This is a genomic window from Exiguobacterium sp. MH3, from assembly GCF_000496635.1.
GTDB classification, from domain to species: Bacteria; Bacillota; Bacilli; order Exiguobacteriales; family Exiguobacteriaceae; genus Exiguobacterium_A; species Exiguobacterium_A indicum.
The window spans coordinates 2,989,431-3,005,020 of record NC_022794.1 but is presented as its reverse complement, the minus strand read 5'-3'; the positions used below and the strand labels follow the sequence as shown (position 1 = coordinate 3,005,020).

The 15,590-nt window shown below is 46.8% G+C and carries 15 protein-coding genes; 5 read left to right on the top strand and 10 right to left on the bottom strand.

Annotated features, from left to right (window positions below; all coding sequences use genetic code 11):
* Nucleotides 1–5 precede the first annotated feature (5 nt).
* The 4 genes from U719_RS15590 to U719_RS15580 form a co-directional block, all read right to left on the bottom strand.
* The gene (locus U719_RS15590) at nucleotides 6–791 is read right to left on the bottom strand and encodes a S9 family peptidase (protein WP_023469742.1); all 786 of its coding nucleotides are present in this window, start codon (nucleotides 789–791) and stop codon (nucleotides 6–8) included.
* A gap of 132 nt (nucleotides 792–923) precedes the next feature.
* Entirely contained in the window at nucleotides 924–2,480 is a 1,557-nt protein-coding gene (locus U719_RS15585; protein ID WP_023469741.1) for an ABC-F family ATP-binding cassette domain-containing protein, read from the bottom strand.
* A gap of 31 nt (nucleotides 2,481–2,511) precedes the next feature.
* The gene (locus U719_RS16975) at nucleotides 2,512–2,685 is read right to left on the bottom strand and encodes a hypothetical protein (protein WP_023469740.1); all 174 of its coding nucleotides are present in this window, start codon (nucleotides 2,683–2,685) and stop codon (nucleotides 2,512–2,514) included.
* 86 nt (nucleotides 2,686–2,771) lie between these two features.
* Nucleotides 2,772–3,215 carry a hypothetical protein gene (locus tag U719_RS15580; protein ID WP_023469739.1) on the bottom strand — a complete coding sequence of 148 codons (444 nt, stop codon included), beginning with the start codon at nucleotides 3,213–3,215 and terminating at the stop codon, nucleotides 2,772–2,774.
* 147 nt (nucleotides 3,216–3,362) lie between these two features.
* Between U719_RS15580 and U719_RS15575 the strand changes: the two genes are divergently transcribed.
* From U719_RS15575 to U719_RS15560, 4 genes are all read left to right on the top strand, one after another.
* Nucleotides 3,363–3,692 carry a hypothetical protein gene (locus tag U719_RS15575; RefSeq protein WP_035395686.1) on the top strand — a complete coding sequence of 110 codons (330 nt, stop codon included), beginning with the start codon at nucleotides 3,363–3,365 and terminating at the stop codon, nucleotides 3,690–3,692.
* Nucleotides 3,689–4,912, top strand: coding sequence for a glutathionylspermidine synthase family protein (locus tag U719_RS15570; RefSeq protein ID WP_023469737.1), 1,224 nt, complete (start codon nucleotides 3,689–3,691; stop codon nucleotides 4,910–4,912). The genes U719_RS15575 and U719_RS15570 overlap by 4 nt, the downstream gene beginning before the upstream one ends.
* Nucleotides 4,909–5,544 carry an NAD(P)H-binding protein gene (locus U719_RS15565; RefSeq protein ID WP_023469736.1) on the top strand — a complete coding sequence of 212 codons (636 nt, stop codon included), beginning with the start codon at nucleotides 4,909–4,911 and terminating at the stop codon, nucleotides 5,542–5,544. Before U719_RS15570 ends, U719_RS15565 begins: the two co-directional genes overlap by 4 nt.
* Before the next feature lie 239 nt (nucleotides 5,545–5,783).
* Entirely contained in the window at nucleotides 5,784–7,277 is a 1,494-nt protein-coding gene (locus U719_RS15560; RefSeq protein WP_023469735.1) for a peptide MFS transporter, read from the top strand.
* A 44-nt stretch (nucleotides 7,278–7,321) separates the two neighbouring features.
* Here U719_RS15560 and U719_RS15555 read toward each other — a convergent pair whose 3' ends face one another.
* On the bottom strand, nucleotides 7,322–8,578 hold the full coding sequence (locus U719_RS15555) for a purine/pyrimidine permease (protein ID WP_231681714.1): 1,257 nt from the start codon (nucleotides 8,576–8,578) through the stop codon (nucleotides 7,322–7,324).
* Nucleotides 8,579–8,751: 173 nt separating this feature from the next.
* Between U719_RS15555 and U719_RS15550 the strand changes: the two genes are divergently transcribed.
* Nucleotides 8,752–9,447, top strand: a complete 696-nt coding sequence (locus U719_RS15550; RefSeq protein WP_023469733.1) for an alpha/beta hydrolase — start codon at nucleotides 8,752–8,754, stop codon at nucleotides 9,445–9,447.
* A 107-nt stretch (nucleotides 9,448–9,554) separates the two neighbouring features.
* Here the strand turns inward: U719_RS15550 and U719_RS15545 are convergent, their stop codons facing one another.
* The 5 genes from U719_RS15545 to U719_RS15525 form a co-directional block, all read right to left on the bottom strand.
* On the bottom strand, nucleotides 9,555–10,490 hold the full coding sequence (locus U719_RS15545; RefSeq protein WP_023469732.1) for a carbohydrate kinase: 936 nt from the start codon (nucleotides 10,488–10,490) through the stop codon (nucleotides 9,555–9,557).
* A complete protein-coding gene (locus U719_RS15540; RefSeq protein ID WP_235147701.1) occupies nucleotides 10,477–11,319 on the bottom strand; it encodes a PRD domain-containing protein in 843 nt (280 codons plus the stop codon). Before U719_RS15540 ends, U719_RS15545 begins: the two co-directional genes overlap by 14 nt.
* A gap of 127 nt (nucleotides 11,320–11,446) precedes the next feature.
* Nucleotides 11,447–12,859, bottom strand: coding sequence for a sucrose-specific PTS transporter subunit IIBC (locus U719_RS15535; protein ID WP_023469730.1), 1,413 nt, complete (start codon nucleotides 12,857–12,859; stop codon nucleotides 11,447–11,449).
* A gap of 169 nt (nucleotides 12,860–13,028) precedes the next feature.
* Nucleotides 13,029–13,832, bottom strand: coding sequence for an endonuclease/exonuclease/phosphatase family protein (locus tag U719_RS15530; RefSeq protein WP_023469729.1), 804 nt, complete (start codon nucleotides 13,830–13,832; stop codon nucleotides 13,029–13,031).
* Nucleotides 13,833–13,918: 86 nt separating this feature from the next.
* Nucleotides 13,919–15,586 carry a PTS transporter subunit IIBC gene (locus U719_RS15525; protein WP_023469728.1) on the bottom strand — a complete coding sequence of 556 codons (1,668 nt, stop codon included), beginning with the start codon at nucleotides 15,584–15,586 and terminating at the stop codon, nucleotides 13,919–13,921.
* Nucleotides 15,587–15,590: the final 4 nt, after the last annotated feature.

Here is a 15,590-nt window from a genome sequence, read left to right as displayed (position 1 = left end):
TCTTTTCATTGTCGGGCGAGCCAAGCTGTCCATTCGTTAAAGGCAGCGTCCCGATTCTCGATATAGTTGTGATCACTATCGACAATCGCTTCCTCGAACGGACTGTCGGATAGCAATAAGTCATGATGGAGTGCTTTGATCGATGTTTCGTCCCGTTCTGACGTCATAAGCAACATCGAGCGATCGGCTAGACGTTCTTTTAGCGTCAGTAAATTCCAAGTCATATGATGGTGCTTCAACTCATCGAGTAACGCGTCAGCAACGGCACCATTTAGGAAACCAGCTCCTCGTTCGAGTACACCTTGTAGCGCAGCTTCGTATTCCGGATGTTCGAGGACGAGCTGACCGACGAGACCAAAATTAAACGGAGAGATTCCGACATAATGTGCAGCCTCTGGTGTCTCAGCAAAAGCATGTAGACCGGCGAAACCGCCCATGCTATGACCAACGACGGTAATCTGATCCGCCTTGATGCCATGTTCGGCAGTGAAAGACTCTGAGCAGACGTGCTGTAGTGTCGCGGTCGCGTCTTCCAAAACATGTTGGAATCGGAAGGTTCCAGGGCTCCCGATCGTTCCACGATACGACGTGACGAGTACATGGTACCCTGCACTTTGAAGTTGAACTGCCCAGTCCATGTTCAACTGTTTCCCGGGAAATCCGTGGAAGAGGACAATCAGTGGAGCATTCGCTGTATGTTCAGGTGAATAGAGACGGGCAATCAACTGTTCTGAACCACCGCTTGGAACATGGAGATAGGATAGTGTTGCCTTTTTCGTGATCGTTTCCAAAAAAACACGCTCCTTCATAATCATTTTCTAAGTCTTAGTGTGCGTGAAGATGCACGATCATGCAATGATTAAGTGTATGAACTAAAAAGATGGGATACCCTTCTGGGCATCCCATCTTTTGTATGGTGTAGCTTAGAATACTTTTGTCGTCCATGATTCACAGTTCCATAAGTCTGTCGCAACAGCTTCATAGAATTCTGGTTCGTGTGAGATCAACAGGACGGTTCCTTTGTACTCTTGTAACGCACGTTTTAATTCTTCTTTGGCTTCGACGTCCAAGTGGTTCGTCGGCTCATCGAGTACGAGGATGTTCGATTCCGTATTCATCAATTTACAAAGACGGACTTTCGCTTTTTCCCCACCGCTGAGCACTTCGATTTTCGATTCGATGTGTTTCGTCATCAAACCACACTTCGCGAGCATAGCACGGACTTGTTGTTGTGTCAGAGACGGGAACGTATTCCAAATCTCTTCGATACACGTATTCGAGTTCTTCTCTTTAACTTCTTGTTCGAAGTACCCGATATGCAAGTTCTCGCCTCGCTCAACGACACCCGAGACAGCTGGAATTTCACCGAGCAAACTCTTGAGCAACGTCGATTTCCCGATTCCGTTCGCACCGTGCAACGCAATCTTCTGCCCACGTTCGATCGTCAGATCAAGAGGGCGCGAAAGTGGCTCATCGTATCCGATGACGAGACCTTTTGCTTCGAACATCAATTTACTTGGTGTCCGTGCTTGGAGGAAGTGGAACTCTGGTTTTGGACGCTCTTGCGCAAGTTCGATGACATCCATCTTATCGAGCTTCTTCTGACGCGACATCGCCATGTTCCGTGTCGAGACACGGGCTTTGTTCCGGGCAACGAAGTCCTTCAACTCAGAGATTTCCTGCTGTTGACGCTTGAACGCGGACTCGAGTTGCTTTTTCTTCGCTTCATGGATCGTGACGAAGTTGTCGTAATCACCGACATAACGATTCAATTCTTGATTTTCCATATGATAAATCAAGTTGATGACGCTATTGAGGAATGGAATATCGTGCGAAATCAAGATGAACGCATTCTCATATTCATTCAAGTAGCGTTTCAACCATTCGATATGCTGGACATCGAGATAGTTGGTCGGCTCATCAAGTAAGAGAATGTCCGGTTTTTCAAGAAGGAGTTTGGCGAGCAGGATTTTCGTCCGCTGTCCACCACTGAGCTCTTGTACATCCCGGTCGAGTCCGATCTCATCGAGCCCAAGACCGCGCGCGATTTCTTCGACTTTTGCATCGATCGTATAGAAGTCGTTATTCGTCAGAATGTCCTGCAAGACGCCGACTTCTTCGAGCATCTTTTCCAGTTCTTCTGGCTCGACTTCGCCCATTTTACCGTACAAATCATTGATTTCCTGTTCGATGTCGAACATGTACTGGAATGCACCTTTAAGTGCATCGCGGATGGTTAATCCTTTTTCAAGGACAGCGTGCTGATCCAAATAACCAACGCGTACATGCTTCGCCCATTCGACTTTTCCTTCATCCGGCTCAAGTTGCGACGTAATGATGTTCATGAACGTCGATTTTCCTTCACCGTTCGCACCGACGAGACCGATGTGCTCGCCTTTTAACAGGCGGAAGGAGACATTTTCGAAAATGGCGCGGTCACCGAATCCGTGACTTAAGTTAGATACCGTTAAAATACTCATAATTACTCCTTATTTCATGAATTCCTGTGACTTAGACGCCTGTCCGTTTTTTCTGGTTGTTTGCTTTTTTCGTCTGTTGGCTCGTCAATTGTTTCGTTTGTGTTCCTTGTAAGCCAGTCGGACGTTTTGTTTGCGCTTGTTTTTTTGCTTTCAAGCGTTCGATCATTGCCTCTTGCAATGATAGTTTTTTTGGTTGTTCACTCATGTTCGTTCACCTCGATTGATTCGTTCTTACTTTCTAGTATGCCAAAAAAAACGTCTCTTGGAAATGAAGAGACCTGATTTTACATCTCAAAGTGTATCAGCAAGATAGACGACGTAACAATTTCGGTCGATATCGATTTCACAGCTGTCACGCTCAAACACACCGTGTCCTTCGACTTCAATTTTGTCCTTGATCAAAAAACGCATCGCTTGGACGTGATTCGGAACCGTTGATGTCTTTAAGAGCGGTTGCGCGCTGTCAGATAAATACTCTCTGAACTCGATATGAATTTGATGCGGTGGATAAACGCGTTCTTCTGTCGCACGCGGTGATGCCTTGATATGATCGACAATCAATTGATCGTAATCACCTGCCATCTCATTGGAACGAAGCTCGTATTGATGTCCTTCGATGATATGAAATTCGCAGAGTTGGTGGGCGATGATCTCTTCCGGTTCAATCGCATAACGATCATATTGATAGATCGGATGGAATTCACCATTTTCTTCAACGTAGTAGGCAAGTGACATGCGTAAATCCTCCTTTTCGTTCTATAGATACTATTACCACATTGAAGGAAAAAAAGTTCCGACAGAACAAAGAAACTTTTCTCTCCAAAAAAGCGTATACTATCCATAACGAGAGTAAAAGGAAAGGGGACTGAGACGGTGAATTGGATGAAACAAGCGACACTAGCTGCAACACTGTTGATCGGAACGACACTGAGTGGGTGTGGATCGGATGATGCACGAGCGGAACGACCAGATGATCCGGATTGTGATGACTATGAGTATGATAATGATGAAGGCGTTTGGTACTGTGATGATAGTTCATCAACCCATTCAGGATACTATTACTGGGGTGGTAGTTATTTCGCATCACGTGCCTTGATGCATAGTGCGATGCGAACGAAAGGGTATACGCCGAAATCAAAAGAAGTAAAGAGTTATAACACGAAGACAAAGGGATTCGGAACAGGCTCATCTTCCGGCTTTTTCGGCGGATGAATAGACGACAAACCTTTTACGGAGACATCGATCGTTTTTGGGATGTGCTAGACGGGGAACCGTACGCTGTGACGGAAATCATGCCCATCTCGGAAGAACGAATCGACCAACTGCATATCGCGGCGCAAGAAGTTTACAAGATATTTGAAAAAGTACTTCCGATTCTTCGATCGATGGATGATGAGGCACTGCTCGAGCTGGGCTTTCCAGTTGAAAGTCTCGCTTTTTTACGACTCGAGACGATGCGACCGTTGACCGTCATCGGACGCTTTGATTTCATTGCGACGGCAGATCGTATCTCACTCATGGAATGGAACGCGGATACGCCGACTTTCATTAAAGAAGTATTTGAAGTCAATGATGTCGTAGCGGAAAAACAAGGTTTTGAACGGGTCAACGATGGGGAAAACAAATGGCTGAAGGCAACTGTCCGTCGTGCGATCGAAGCCGCGATACATCGGACGAAACAGCATCCGCATGTCGTCTTCACCTCACATGGTGACCACATCGAGGATCGATTGACAGCTGAGTATTTGCAGTCGTTTTGGAGTGATGCGACCTATTGTCCACTTCATGCATTAGAGATTCGTCCGGAAGAAGGTCTGTACGATGAGGCTGGTAAAAGAATCGATATCTTATATCGTCAAACCTTTCCGATCGAGATGGCCTTACTTGACCGGGATGAGGACGGAAGAAATTTAGGACAATTACTCCTGCAACTCGTCGAGACGGGTCGACTCGAAATCATCAATCCACCGTCTGCCTTTTTAATGCAAGCTAAGTCGGTTCTTGCATTGATCTGGATGTTGCATGAAGCCAATCATCCGTACTTGAGCGAAACGGACCATATGACGATTACGCGTTACTTTTTACCGACGTACTTATCCGCTGATCCATTCATTTCAAGCCAGCGATCATTCGTTAAAAAACCAATCTTCGGGCGTGAAGGAGATACCGTGACGGTCCATGATGGACAAGGACATATCATGCTAAAGAATGAACAGCATACGTTTCGTGATCAACCGGCTGTTTATCAAGCGTATCAAGAATTACCGACGTACTCACTTCAGGAAGAGGGAGAAGTCGCGTATATGTATGGTGTCTTTATTTTAGGAGGAAGACCAAGTGCGATTGGTGTACGTGCCGGAGAACGGATTACCGGAAACCGTTCCTATTTCGTACCAATTGGTCGACAGCATGAAGGAGGGAGAAACGTATGAGAGCAGCAATTTTAGGAGCATCTGGTCTAGTCGGACAAGAACTCGTCGATCGTTTGTTGGCAGAAGATGCGTATAGCGAGGTACATGTTCTCGTTCGCCGCCCGATGCGCCGTTTTCATCCGAAATTGGAAGAATGGGTGATTGATTTTGATCGTGTGACAGAAATTGAACTACCTGTCGTCGACCATGTCTATTGTGCACTGGGCACGACGATCAAACAAGCAGGATCGCAAGAGGCATTTCGTCAGGTTGACTACACATATCCGATTGAACTTGGTCGTGAATTGTTAGACCTCGGGGCGACACGATTTGCCTTGATTTCGGCGCTCGGTGCCCATCCGAATGCGAAAACCTTCTACAATCGCGTAAAAGGGGACACGGAAAACGGATTACGTGTACTCGGATATGACGCGTTATTGATTTTTAGACCGTCATTGTTGCTAGGGGATCGAGATGAATTCCGCTTAGGCGAACAAGCGGCTGCGAAAATTTCGACGGTTTTACGCCCCTTGTTGAAGCGGAGTGCCATTGCTCCGATCGAAGCTGGTCAAGTCGCTGCGGCGATGATCCGTGAAACGTTACATGCACCGCCTGGAATTACAATCATTGAATCGAAACAGATGCAATCCTGAGCAGTCGAGTAGTCGACTGCTCTTTTTGTTATTCTTGTAACGTAAATAATATTTGACTCGTCAAATGATTTGCGGTTGAATGGTAAAGTGCTGTCTCATATATAAAAAAAGAAGTGAGACAATTCAGGCAAAACAGTGTATTCGTATCCTATCTGTTTCGTCACGCTTATCGTTTGGGGAAAGCGGGAAAAGATGATGGATTATGCACTTATTTAGGATTGATGAAAGGAGCCGATCATATGGCAGAGTTTGATCGCGATCAGGTCTACAAGACCGTTCCGCAAAAAGGATTCTTTGGGAATCCGAAAGGGTTGTTCACCCTCTTCTTCACTGAGTTTTGGGAGCGTTTCTCCTACTATGGCATGCGTGCCATCCTTATCTTCTACATGTACGATTCAGTTGCCAACGGTGGTCTAGGTATCGATAAGACGACAGCTGCGTCAATCATGGCCGTTTATGGTTCGCTCGTCTACATGTCAGGGATCATTGGGGGATGGGTAGCTGACCGTTTACTCGGTACGTCACGCACCGTCTTCTATGGTGGTATCTTGATCATGCTAGGGCATATCGTCCTTGCTTTACCAGCAGGCATTACAGCCCTCTTCATCTCGATGGGACTTATCGTCATCGGTACTGGTTTCTTGAAACCGAACGTATCGAATATCGTCGGTGATTTGTACAGCAAGACGGATAACCGCCGCGATGCTGGTTTTAGTATCTTCTACATGGGGATCAACGCTGGGGCATTCCTCTCACCACTCGTCGTCGGTGAAGTGGCTGACCGCGGTGGATATCACGCTGGTTTCGCACTCGCTGCCATCGGGATGTTCGCAGGACTTGTCGTCTTCGTCTTGACGAAAAAGAAAAACCTTGGTCAAGCGGGTACGTATGTCTTGAACCCATTAAAAGGGGACGAGAAAAAACGCTTCATCACGATCGCATCAATCGTTGTCGTCGTCGTTGCGGTACTCGGTGTCGTTGCATCGATGACAGGACTGTTGACAATTTCTCGTTTTACTTTAATGGTCACGATTCTCGGGATCTTGATTCCGATCGCTTACTTCACAGTCATGCTTCGTAGTCCAAAGATCACGGATGATGAGCGCTCACGTTTGATTGCGTATATTCCGTTGTTCATCGCAGCAGCGATTTTCTGGGCAATCCAAGAACAAGGTTCATACGTCCTCTCGATCTTCGCAAGTGAACGGACGAACCTTTCATTCTTAGGATTTGAGATTCAACCGGCATTCTTCCAATCGTTGAATCCGCTCTTCATCATCGTATTAGCACCTGTTTTTGCGAGCTTCTGGGTCAAACTCGGTGACCGTCAACCAACGACGATGCAAAAGTTCTCGTTTGGTCTTCTGTTCGCCGGACTTTCGTTCATCGTCATGACACTACCAGGTATCCTGTTCGGTGTGGAGACGTCAGTTAGTCCACTCTGGCTTGCACTGAGCTTCTTCCTCGTCGTCATCGGTGAGCTCTTCTTGTCACCAGTCGGTCTATCGGCAACAACAAAATTGGCGCCGGCAGCCTTCTCAGCGCAAACGATGAGTCTGTGGTTCTTGACGAACGCAACAGGTCAAGCGGTCAACGCACAAATCGTTAAATACTACACGAATGATACGGAGATTTTGTACTTCGGTATCACAGGTATCGTTGCCGTCATCTTCGGATTACTCTTGTTCGCTTTCGCACCAAAACTTCAAAAATACATGCGCGGTATTCGCTGATGCATGAAAAAAGACGCTTTCTCAATCGAGAAAGCGTCTTTTTATTAATCATTCGTCCGAATATGGCGTAACCCTTCTGCGAGCAAGGCGACCAATGTTCCGAGGACGAGACCGTTTGACATCAAGGTCGTCACGAGTGGCGGTAAATCGGCCGTTGCCCCTTTTGGTAGTAACAACGCACCGATGCCGACGAGGACCGGGAGACCGACCGTGATCATCGCCGTTTGACGATTCAAGTCGCGGGCTGCTTCCGTGACGCCGATGATCGCCATCCCGGCAACAATCGGTGCGACCATCGCATAACCGACAGCGACGGGGATTTTAGCGATCAACCCGACGAATGGTGTCACGATACTGAGGAAAAGGCACGTGATGTTCGCATAGACGAACGCTTTGCGGTCCGTGTTATCTGTTGAGGCAATGAAACCAGCTGTTCCGGAAATGGCGACAGGACCGACCGTACCGAACAGACCAGCGAAGAGTTGCCCGATACCAGCCGTGATACCAGCTGTTCCGACTTGTCCTTTGACGGTTTCACCACGCTTGGCACTGATAATCCGTTCGATGACCTTGATGTTTGCTAAGACGTTTGTCATTAACAACAACGAGATGATGAGAGCTGTCGGTAATAAGCTCCAGTCGACATGAATACCGCCGAACGGCAACAAGCTCGGTAAAGTGAACAGTGGACCGTCGAAGCTTGGCATCTCGGCACGACCAATCAATGCAAACATGCTCCAACCGACGAGTAACGTGATTAATAAAGCGTACTGGCGTAAGCGATCGCTTCGTTCTAAATAAAGTGAGATCAAGACCGTCAGAATCGAGATGACGGCAGGTAATACTTGAATTCGTCCATCCTCGATATTGAGTAATCCTTTCATGACGGATCCGGACAGCTGTGCCGACAGCAACAGCATGTAGACTCCGATGACTTGCGGTGTAAAAAGGGGGACTAAGCGCCGTAAGACACCCGTCATCGTCAAGACGATACAGATGATACCGCTGAGTAGGAGTAAGAATCCAAGCGACTGTAATGTGTTTGAATAACTGCCGTACAATGTGACACCAATCGACGAATAAAGAGCAAATACACCCCACCAAATTCCAGCAGGACCTTCCATGATCGGTAGACGGTGTCCGAGCAGGACTTGAAAGAGACTTAAGATGGCAAATACGAATAGACAACGAGATAAGAAGGAAAGCGTCTCGGCACCCGAGAGTTCAAACGATGCTGCGATGGCAAGGGGCGGGGCAATGTTAGTACAGATGATGAATAAAAACCATTGAATCGTAGACACAAGGGTACGCGGCAAAACGTAAATCTCCTTTCGAAAAAACAATATTGGTTTCATCTTAAACCAATTCATGAAAAAGCGATAGGGATGCTTACAATGACTGAAAATTCTAATATTTGTTTTCATATGTGATTTAACACATAATATGGGGTATAACGGTAACGGGAGGGAATGAAATGAAAAAATGGAGTATAAGAATCATTGGAACGATTGCTGCGCTGTTGGCACTGCTCGTATTTGCATTCATGATCTGGGCGCAGTTCGATTATGATGCATCTCCCCAAGCGATATCTTACGTGGAGACAGCTACACCACGTGAAGTGACATTTGGAAAAAAGACGAGTGACGTTGGATTCATCTTTTATCAAGGGGCAAAAGTTGATGCAGCGGCCTACAGTTATTACGGCAAGCAACTAGCGAAAGACGGGCACTTCGTCGTCATCCCAAAGCTACCGTTTCGGATTGCGTTGCTTGACTCAAGCGAAGGACTCGATATCATCGAGGATTATCCCCAAGTCAAAAAATGGTATCTGATCGGGCATTCGCTCGGTGGAAGCGCAGCTTCGACGATCGTCGAACAACATCCGAAAATTAAGGGGATCGTTTTCCTCGCGTCCTATCCGATTGATTCGATTGATGTGCCCTCGTTGACGATTTATGGTGGACGAGATGGTGTCTTACCAGTCGCTGATATCGAAAAAAGTAAACAGGACGTTCGAAAAGATGCGGTATTCCATGAAATCAAGCAAGGGAACCATGCGAACTTTGGTATGTACGGTCGACAAAAAGGGGATAACAGCAGCCCATTAACGCCAAAAGAACAACAGGACGAGTCGTTAGATGAAATCAAACGATTTATCGATACACCTTAATCAATTCTCTTAGTGAATAAACGACTCATCAATCAAATGAAAAGGATGGAGAGATTCTGGCACTGGGTCCGGAATCTCACCATCCTTATTTCTACTGAGTTATCGATTCAACTCAAGCGATGAGCGACTTCGTCGAGCGTTGGCAAAGCAGCCATCGCTCCTTTGACGGAAGCAGCAAGTCCGCCTGAAATCGCTGCGAATCGACCGATGTCGCGAAGTTCATCTTCAGACCAATCAAACGAAAAATCGCGTAACGCACACTGGTAGAGTAAACCGGACATGAAGGCATCTCCAGCTCCTGTCGTATCGATTGCGTCGACCGTAATCGCATCGATGACAGCCATCGCACGATCCGTATAGAGAATCGATCCTTTACTTCCTCGCGTGATGGCAAGAAGACGAATCGGATATTCAGCTAACAATTCAGCAGCCCCGTCATCAAGATTCGTTTGTCCAGTTAGAAACGTCAATTCTTCCTCAGCAAGTTTGACGATTTGTGCATCCGGTAGGACAGACCGGATCGTCGTCCGCGCTTCGTCAAGATTCGGCCATAACGACTCTCGTAAGTTCGGATCGTAAGAGACTGGTACTTGGTGCGCTTTTGCACGTGCGATGGCTTTTCGTGTCGCGTTGACGGATTCTCCAGTAATCAAAGAGATCGAACCGATGTGTAATAAATCGACGGACGTGAAATCCTCCGGTACATGTGTTTCGTGGAATTGCATATCAGCGCGCTCCGCGTTGATGAACTCGAACGACCGCTCTCCATCCTGACCGTTTGTAACGAGCACAAGTCCTGTTTTTTGCGTCGAATCGTGGACGAGATGATCGGTACGAACACCATAATGATGTAACGTATCTTTCAAGAAGTGTCCCATCGAATCATCACCGACAGCTCCAAGAAAATAACTATCAGCGCCTAATCGAGCGAGTCCGACAGAGACATTGGCAGGAGCACCTCCAGGATTTTTTTGAAACGTCATGTTTTCAGCATCAAGAGGAATCAAATCAATCAATGCTTCCCCTAAACTAAAGATTTTCATACGTAGAACTCCTTTCAAGATCCGGACGAATCCGTTCGATGTGTAAAGCCATATAGCCGATTTCTGATTCAGGTACACGTGTATCGAGTTCGACAGTCAACCAATTGCCCATTTGACTCGCACAGGCATAAGCCTCAGCATAACGTGTTTTGACGGCAGATAAAATCACATCATCCATGTCGTGTAAGGTTTCTCCTTGTTCAATCCGGGCGAGGACCAATTTCATGTGCGTAAAGAAACGATAATACGTCATTGATGAGGTCTCGATCGTTTGTCCAAAAAAGACTTCGATCTGTTCACGTAGTTCATTGAGTAACGTAACCGTCTGCAAAGCAGTGGCCATATTCGGATGCGTTTGGCGTGCATTGTATAAGTGAAGCGCGATGTTCGCAGCTTCTTCTTTCGGTAGCGTAACTTGTAAGGCACGCTCGATCTCAAGAACTGCCCATTCTCCAATCGCATACTCTGATCCATACAAAAGGCGAATCTCTTCTGCCAATCGATTATGCACGACGAGTTGTTCACGTGCTAATCGTACGGCATGAGCAAGGTGGTCCGTCAGACTGACGTGAATATAGTCATGAAACGGCGTTTGGAGCTCACCTTCTGCATGTGAGATGATGCGTTCCGATAAATCAATGATCTCAAGTGGTGTCGTTGTCAGAATCTCTTTGAACTGTTCTGCATTTTCAAATGAAGGGATGAACATTTTTTCGATCTTCGTCGCTTGAATCGGATCTTTTTTCTTTTTTCCAAAAGCAATACCTGGTCCCATGACGATGCGTTCCTGTCCATTTTCTTTGACGACAACAGCATTGTTATTGAGGATCTTATGAATAATCAGCCTGACGTCCTCCTTTCCGATCTTTTCTTTTATTATAAAGCGAACTTCAGCGCTTTGCGAACCGACAAATGCGACCACCGAGCCCGAGGACTCGGTTTGGTCGCATGAAGGATTAAGCAGCAACGTCCGTTTCTTTTTGTTTCCGTGCATCGAGACGCATCAAGACGACAGTCGAGATGAAAGCAGTGACGACTGCAATGGCGAACCCGACGAGATAGTTGATCAAGTTTGACGCACCGAGTGGCGCGACGATCGCAATCATCGGAATTCCAGTTAATCCATAAGCGTTCGCAGCGACTTGTGTCAAGACGACATAACCGCCACCGATCGCACCACCAATGGCACCACCGATGAATGGTTTTCCAAGACGTAAGTTGACACCGTAGATGACGGGTTCTGTGATTCCGAGAAATGCTGAGAACGCAGACGGTAGGGCGAGTGCTTTGAGTTTAACGTTCTTCGTCAAGAAGTAAACGGCAAGTCCGGCACCACCTTGAGCGACATTCGCCATCGACCAAATCGGTAAGAGGAAGTTCTTTCCGATACTCTTATCTGCAAGTAATCCTGCTTCAATCGCATGGAAACTATGGTGCATCCCTGTGATGACGATTGTCGAATACAGTCCACCGAAGAGAAGACCGGCGACGACTGAGAACTGTTCATAGAAGAAGACGAGTACGAATGAAATGCCTTTTCCGAGTAACGTTCCGATCGGACCAATGACGATCAATGCCAGGAATCCAGTGACGAGAACCGTAACGAACGGTGTCACGAGTAAGTCAAGCGTTTCGGGTGTCCGTTTCCGGACTTGTTGTTCAATCTTTGCCATGACCCAAACGGTTAAGAGAACCGGGAAGACCGTTCCTTGATAACCGATCAACTCGATGTTCATTCCGAGGAACTTCATGACTTCCGGATCACTATTACCGAGCGTCCAAGGGTTTAAGAGGGACGGGTGTGTCATGATCCCCCCGATGACGGCACCGAGGTACGGGTTCGCACCGAATTCACGGGCTGCCGAGAAACCGATCAGGATCGGTAGGATGATGAAGGCAGAAGACGAGAACATATCCAGTAGTTGGACGATCGGTGAATCACCGTCAACCCAACCGAAGGCCTTGATCATACCGAGTAATCCCATCAAGAGACCGGCTGCGACGATTGCCGGAATGAGTGGAACGAAGACGTTCGAGAGCGAGCGGGCAAGACGGGCGAACGGATTTAATTTTTGCGATGCAGCCTTTTTAACGTCGAGTGGTTCTTCTCCATCGACCTTTACACCGGCAAGTGGCGCAAACGCAGCAAATACCTTGTTGACGGTACCGGTTCCAAAGATGATTTGGTATTGACCAGAACTTGAGAAGGCGCCGCTGACACCATCTAAGTCTTCAAGTGCTGCTTGATCGACCTTTGATTCATCATGCAAGACAAGACGTAAACGCGTCGCGCAATGAGCAGCAGTGATGATGTTCTCGCGTCCACCGACGAGTTCGAGCACACGTTTAGCAGTTTGTTGATAATCCATCGGAAAAGTCCTCCTTTTTCATGAAACGTGCTGAATGAGACAAAAAAAGGCAAGACCGAACAACACCTCTCCTAACGAGGTGTCATTTCGGTCTTGCCAGCCGTACTGTCACAATCCGCACTATTGATTTGATTTCATCTTAAAGGAGAAAAGAAAGCGTTGTCAATACTTAATGTTCATTTTTTTGAATCTGAATATCGACCTCAACACCGTAGTGATCGGAAACGACGGGACCGTGAATCCCATCGAATACGACCCCGACGCGTTCGACGTCAATTTTCCGATTCGATAAGACGAGATCAATCCGCAATCCTTGTTGATTGTCTTCCCATCCATCGATGTTGCCATTGATCGTCTCAATTCCGACCGTTTCCTTAGCTAGCAGAAAGACGTCGTGTAATCCTCGTTGCATCATATAGTCATAACCTGTATTTCGTTCTAAAGCATCGTTGTTGAAATCACCGAGGAAGAATGTCCATTCGAGTGGATCCATCCGGGCCATCAAATGATTGAATTGTTCCTGGAACGGTTCGACTTCATCTGCCCACCAGCCAAGATGGCATGTATTGAACGTAATCGGTGTACCGTCGACTTGGATCGTCGCACGGACGATTTTTCGCGATTTCCAATCGAATGTATCTTGACTGCGGCTGACATAATAACTGTCCGATTTTAAGATTGGGTGTTTCGTCAAAAGAGCGAGTCCTTCTTCATACTTATCATAGCCGATATGAGCAAAATCCCAGACGAGGGAGTAGGTTTGACCTTGTTCTTTTAACGCTTGCTGGATCAAATAGGCAAAGTTATCGTTGCGCACATCATCATAGACGATGGGTGTATCCATCAATTGACTCACTTCTTGCAGTGCGACGACATCATAATCTTGAGCGAGAATTTGTTGAACGATCTGGTTTAATTTTTCGAGTGGCTGTTCTTCCTGCCACGAATGACAGTTTAGTGTGAGTAGACGCATGAGTGGTCCTCCTGATTTTTCAAATAAGAAAGGTGAAACTCTTATAAAAGAGCTTCACCTTTAGGTAGTTCCCTAATCTCGCAGGTTTATGCGCCGATCCGGTCTTGGATATCTGATTTTAAGATATCGGCTTTTGGACCGTAGATGGCTTGCACGCCATTGTTCTTAAGGATCAGACCAAGTGCACCGTTTGCTTTCCAGTCTGCTTCTTTTGCAACAAGCGCTGGATCTTTGACAGTGACACGAAGACGCGTCATGCAGGCATCGACGTCCTCGATGTTTTGCTGTCCACCAAGCAAATCGATGATTTGTGAAGCTTGCGAACCGTCGGCAGGAGCTGATGTCGCAGCAGCCTCACCTGAAGCTTCAGTTGTAGATACGTTGATATCGTCAAGATAGTTCCCGTTACGACCTGGTGTCGCATAGTTGAACTTCTTGATGACGAAACGGAACGTGAAGAAGTTCAAGAAGAAGAAGAACACACAGACACCGATGAAACGAATTAAATCACCAATTAATCCAGCTTTTGCAATCAATGGAATCCGCGTCAAGAGTTCGATCGCACCGAATGCGTGAATCCGAAGATGCATGACATCTGCTAGTGCGAAAGCAACACCCGTGAGCACAGCATAGATGACGTAAAGAACAGGAGCGATGAACATGAACATGAATTCGATTGGCTCCGTGACACCTGTCAAGAAAACTGCAAGTCCAGCAGATAAGAAGACAGGTTTGTATGCTTTCTTCTTATCTTCATCAACTGACATGTACATTGCGACAGCGATACCGATCAATGAAGCAAGTGATGTGACGACTTGTCCTTCTTTAAAACGAGCAGGAACGACACTGTTGATTAAGTCATTGTATCCTTGTGTGTTACCGGCTTGTTTTAAATTAACGAGGTCAGTGATCCAAGCTAACCAAAGCGGATCTTGACCAGCAACCGTCGATCCTTGAGCAGCACCTGTCAGGATTTTGTACGTTCCACCGAGTTCCGTGTAGTTCATCGGGACAGTCAACATGTGATGAAGACCGAACGGAAGTAATAGACGCTCGAGTGTACCGTATACGAACGGTGCAATGATCGGTGCAGAATCACGTGAAGAGGCAATCCAGCGACCGAAGTCATTCAATAAGCCTTGAACGAACGGCCAAACGAGTGATAAGGCGAATGCTGCAACGACTGATCCACCAATGACGACGAATGGTACAAAACGTTTTCCGTTGAAGAATGCAAGCGCATCTGGCAATTTACTGAAGTTATAAAATTTATTAAAGAGAACGGCACCAAGGAAACCAGAGATGATTCCGACGAATACTCCCATGTTGAGAGCAGGTGCCCCTAAAACTGAAGTGAAATAATCTTTTACGATGAGCTCAGAACCAAGCAATGAATCGACCGTTGCTTTTGGGTCCGCGATCATGTCAGCGTTGACACCGAAGATAGCTCCTGTGACACGGTTGATCAAAATGAAGGCGAGTAACGCTGCGAACGCACCACCAGCACGTTCTTTTGCCCATGACCCACCAATCGCGACGGCGAATAAGACATGAAGGTTCGTAATGATGGCCCAACCTAAATCTTCAACGATTCGAGCAATCGTTTGCATTAACGCGATATCGCCTCCATACATGCCGATCAGTTTCCCGACCGAAATCATGATTCCTGCAGCAGGCATAACCGCGATGACGACCATCAAGGCTTTACCGAGTTTTTGCCAAAAATCGAACGAAATAGCATTTTTCAAGATCATTCAC

What these genes read in the sequence shown, in the direction of transcription:
- U719_RS15585 (WP_023469741.1), bottom strand. Translation starts at nt 2,480, where the DNA reads ATGAGTATTTTAACGGTATCTAACTTAAGTCACGGATTCGGTGACCGC.
- U719_RS15575 (WP_035395686.1), top strand. Translation starts at nt 3,363, where the DNA reads ATGAAACAAGCGACACTAGCTGCAACACTGTTGATCGGAACGACACTG.
- U719_RS15580 (WP_023469739.1), bottom strand. Translation starts at nt 3,215, where the DNA reads ATGTCACTTGCCTACTACGTTGAAGAAAATGGTGAATTCCATCCGATC.
- U719_RS15560 (WP_023469735.1), top strand. Translation starts at nt 5,784, where the DNA reads ATGGCAGAGTTTGATCGCGATCAGGTCTACAAGACCGTTCCGCAAAAA.
- U719_RS16975 (WP_023469740.1), bottom strand. Translation starts at nt 2,685, where the DNA reads ATGAGTGAACAACCAAAAAAACTATCATTGCAAGAGGCAATGATCGAA.
- U719_RS15550 (WP_023469733.1), top strand. Translation starts at nt 8,752, where the DNA reads ATGAAAAAATGGAGTATAAGAATCATTGGAACGATTGCTGCGCTGTTG.
- U719_RS15545 (WP_023469732.1), bottom strand. Translation starts at nt 10,490, where the DNA reads ATGAAAATCTTTAGTTTAGGGGAAGCATTGATTGATTTGATTCCTCTT.
- U719_RS15570 (WP_023469737.1), top strand. Translation starts at nt 3,689, where the DNA reads ATGAATAGACGACAAACCTTTTACGGAGACATCGATCGTTTTTGGGAT.
- U719_RS15530 (WP_023469729.1), bottom strand. Translation starts at nt 13,832, where the DNA reads ATGCGTCTACTCACACTAAACTGTCATTCGTGGCAGGAAGAACAGCCA.
- U719_RS15565 (WP_023469736.1), top strand. Translation starts at nt 4,909, where the DNA reads ATGAGAGCAGCAATTTTAGGAGCATCTGGTCTAGTCGGACAAGAACTC.
- U719_RS15535 (WP_023469730.1), bottom strand. Translation starts at nt 12,859, where the DNA reads ATGGATTATCAACAAACTGCTAAACGTGTGCTCGAACTCGTCGGTGGA.
- U719_RS15525 (WP_023469728.1), bottom strand. Translation starts at nt 15,586, where the DNA reads ATGATCTTGAAAAATGCTATTTCGTTCGATTTTTGGCAAAAACTCGGT.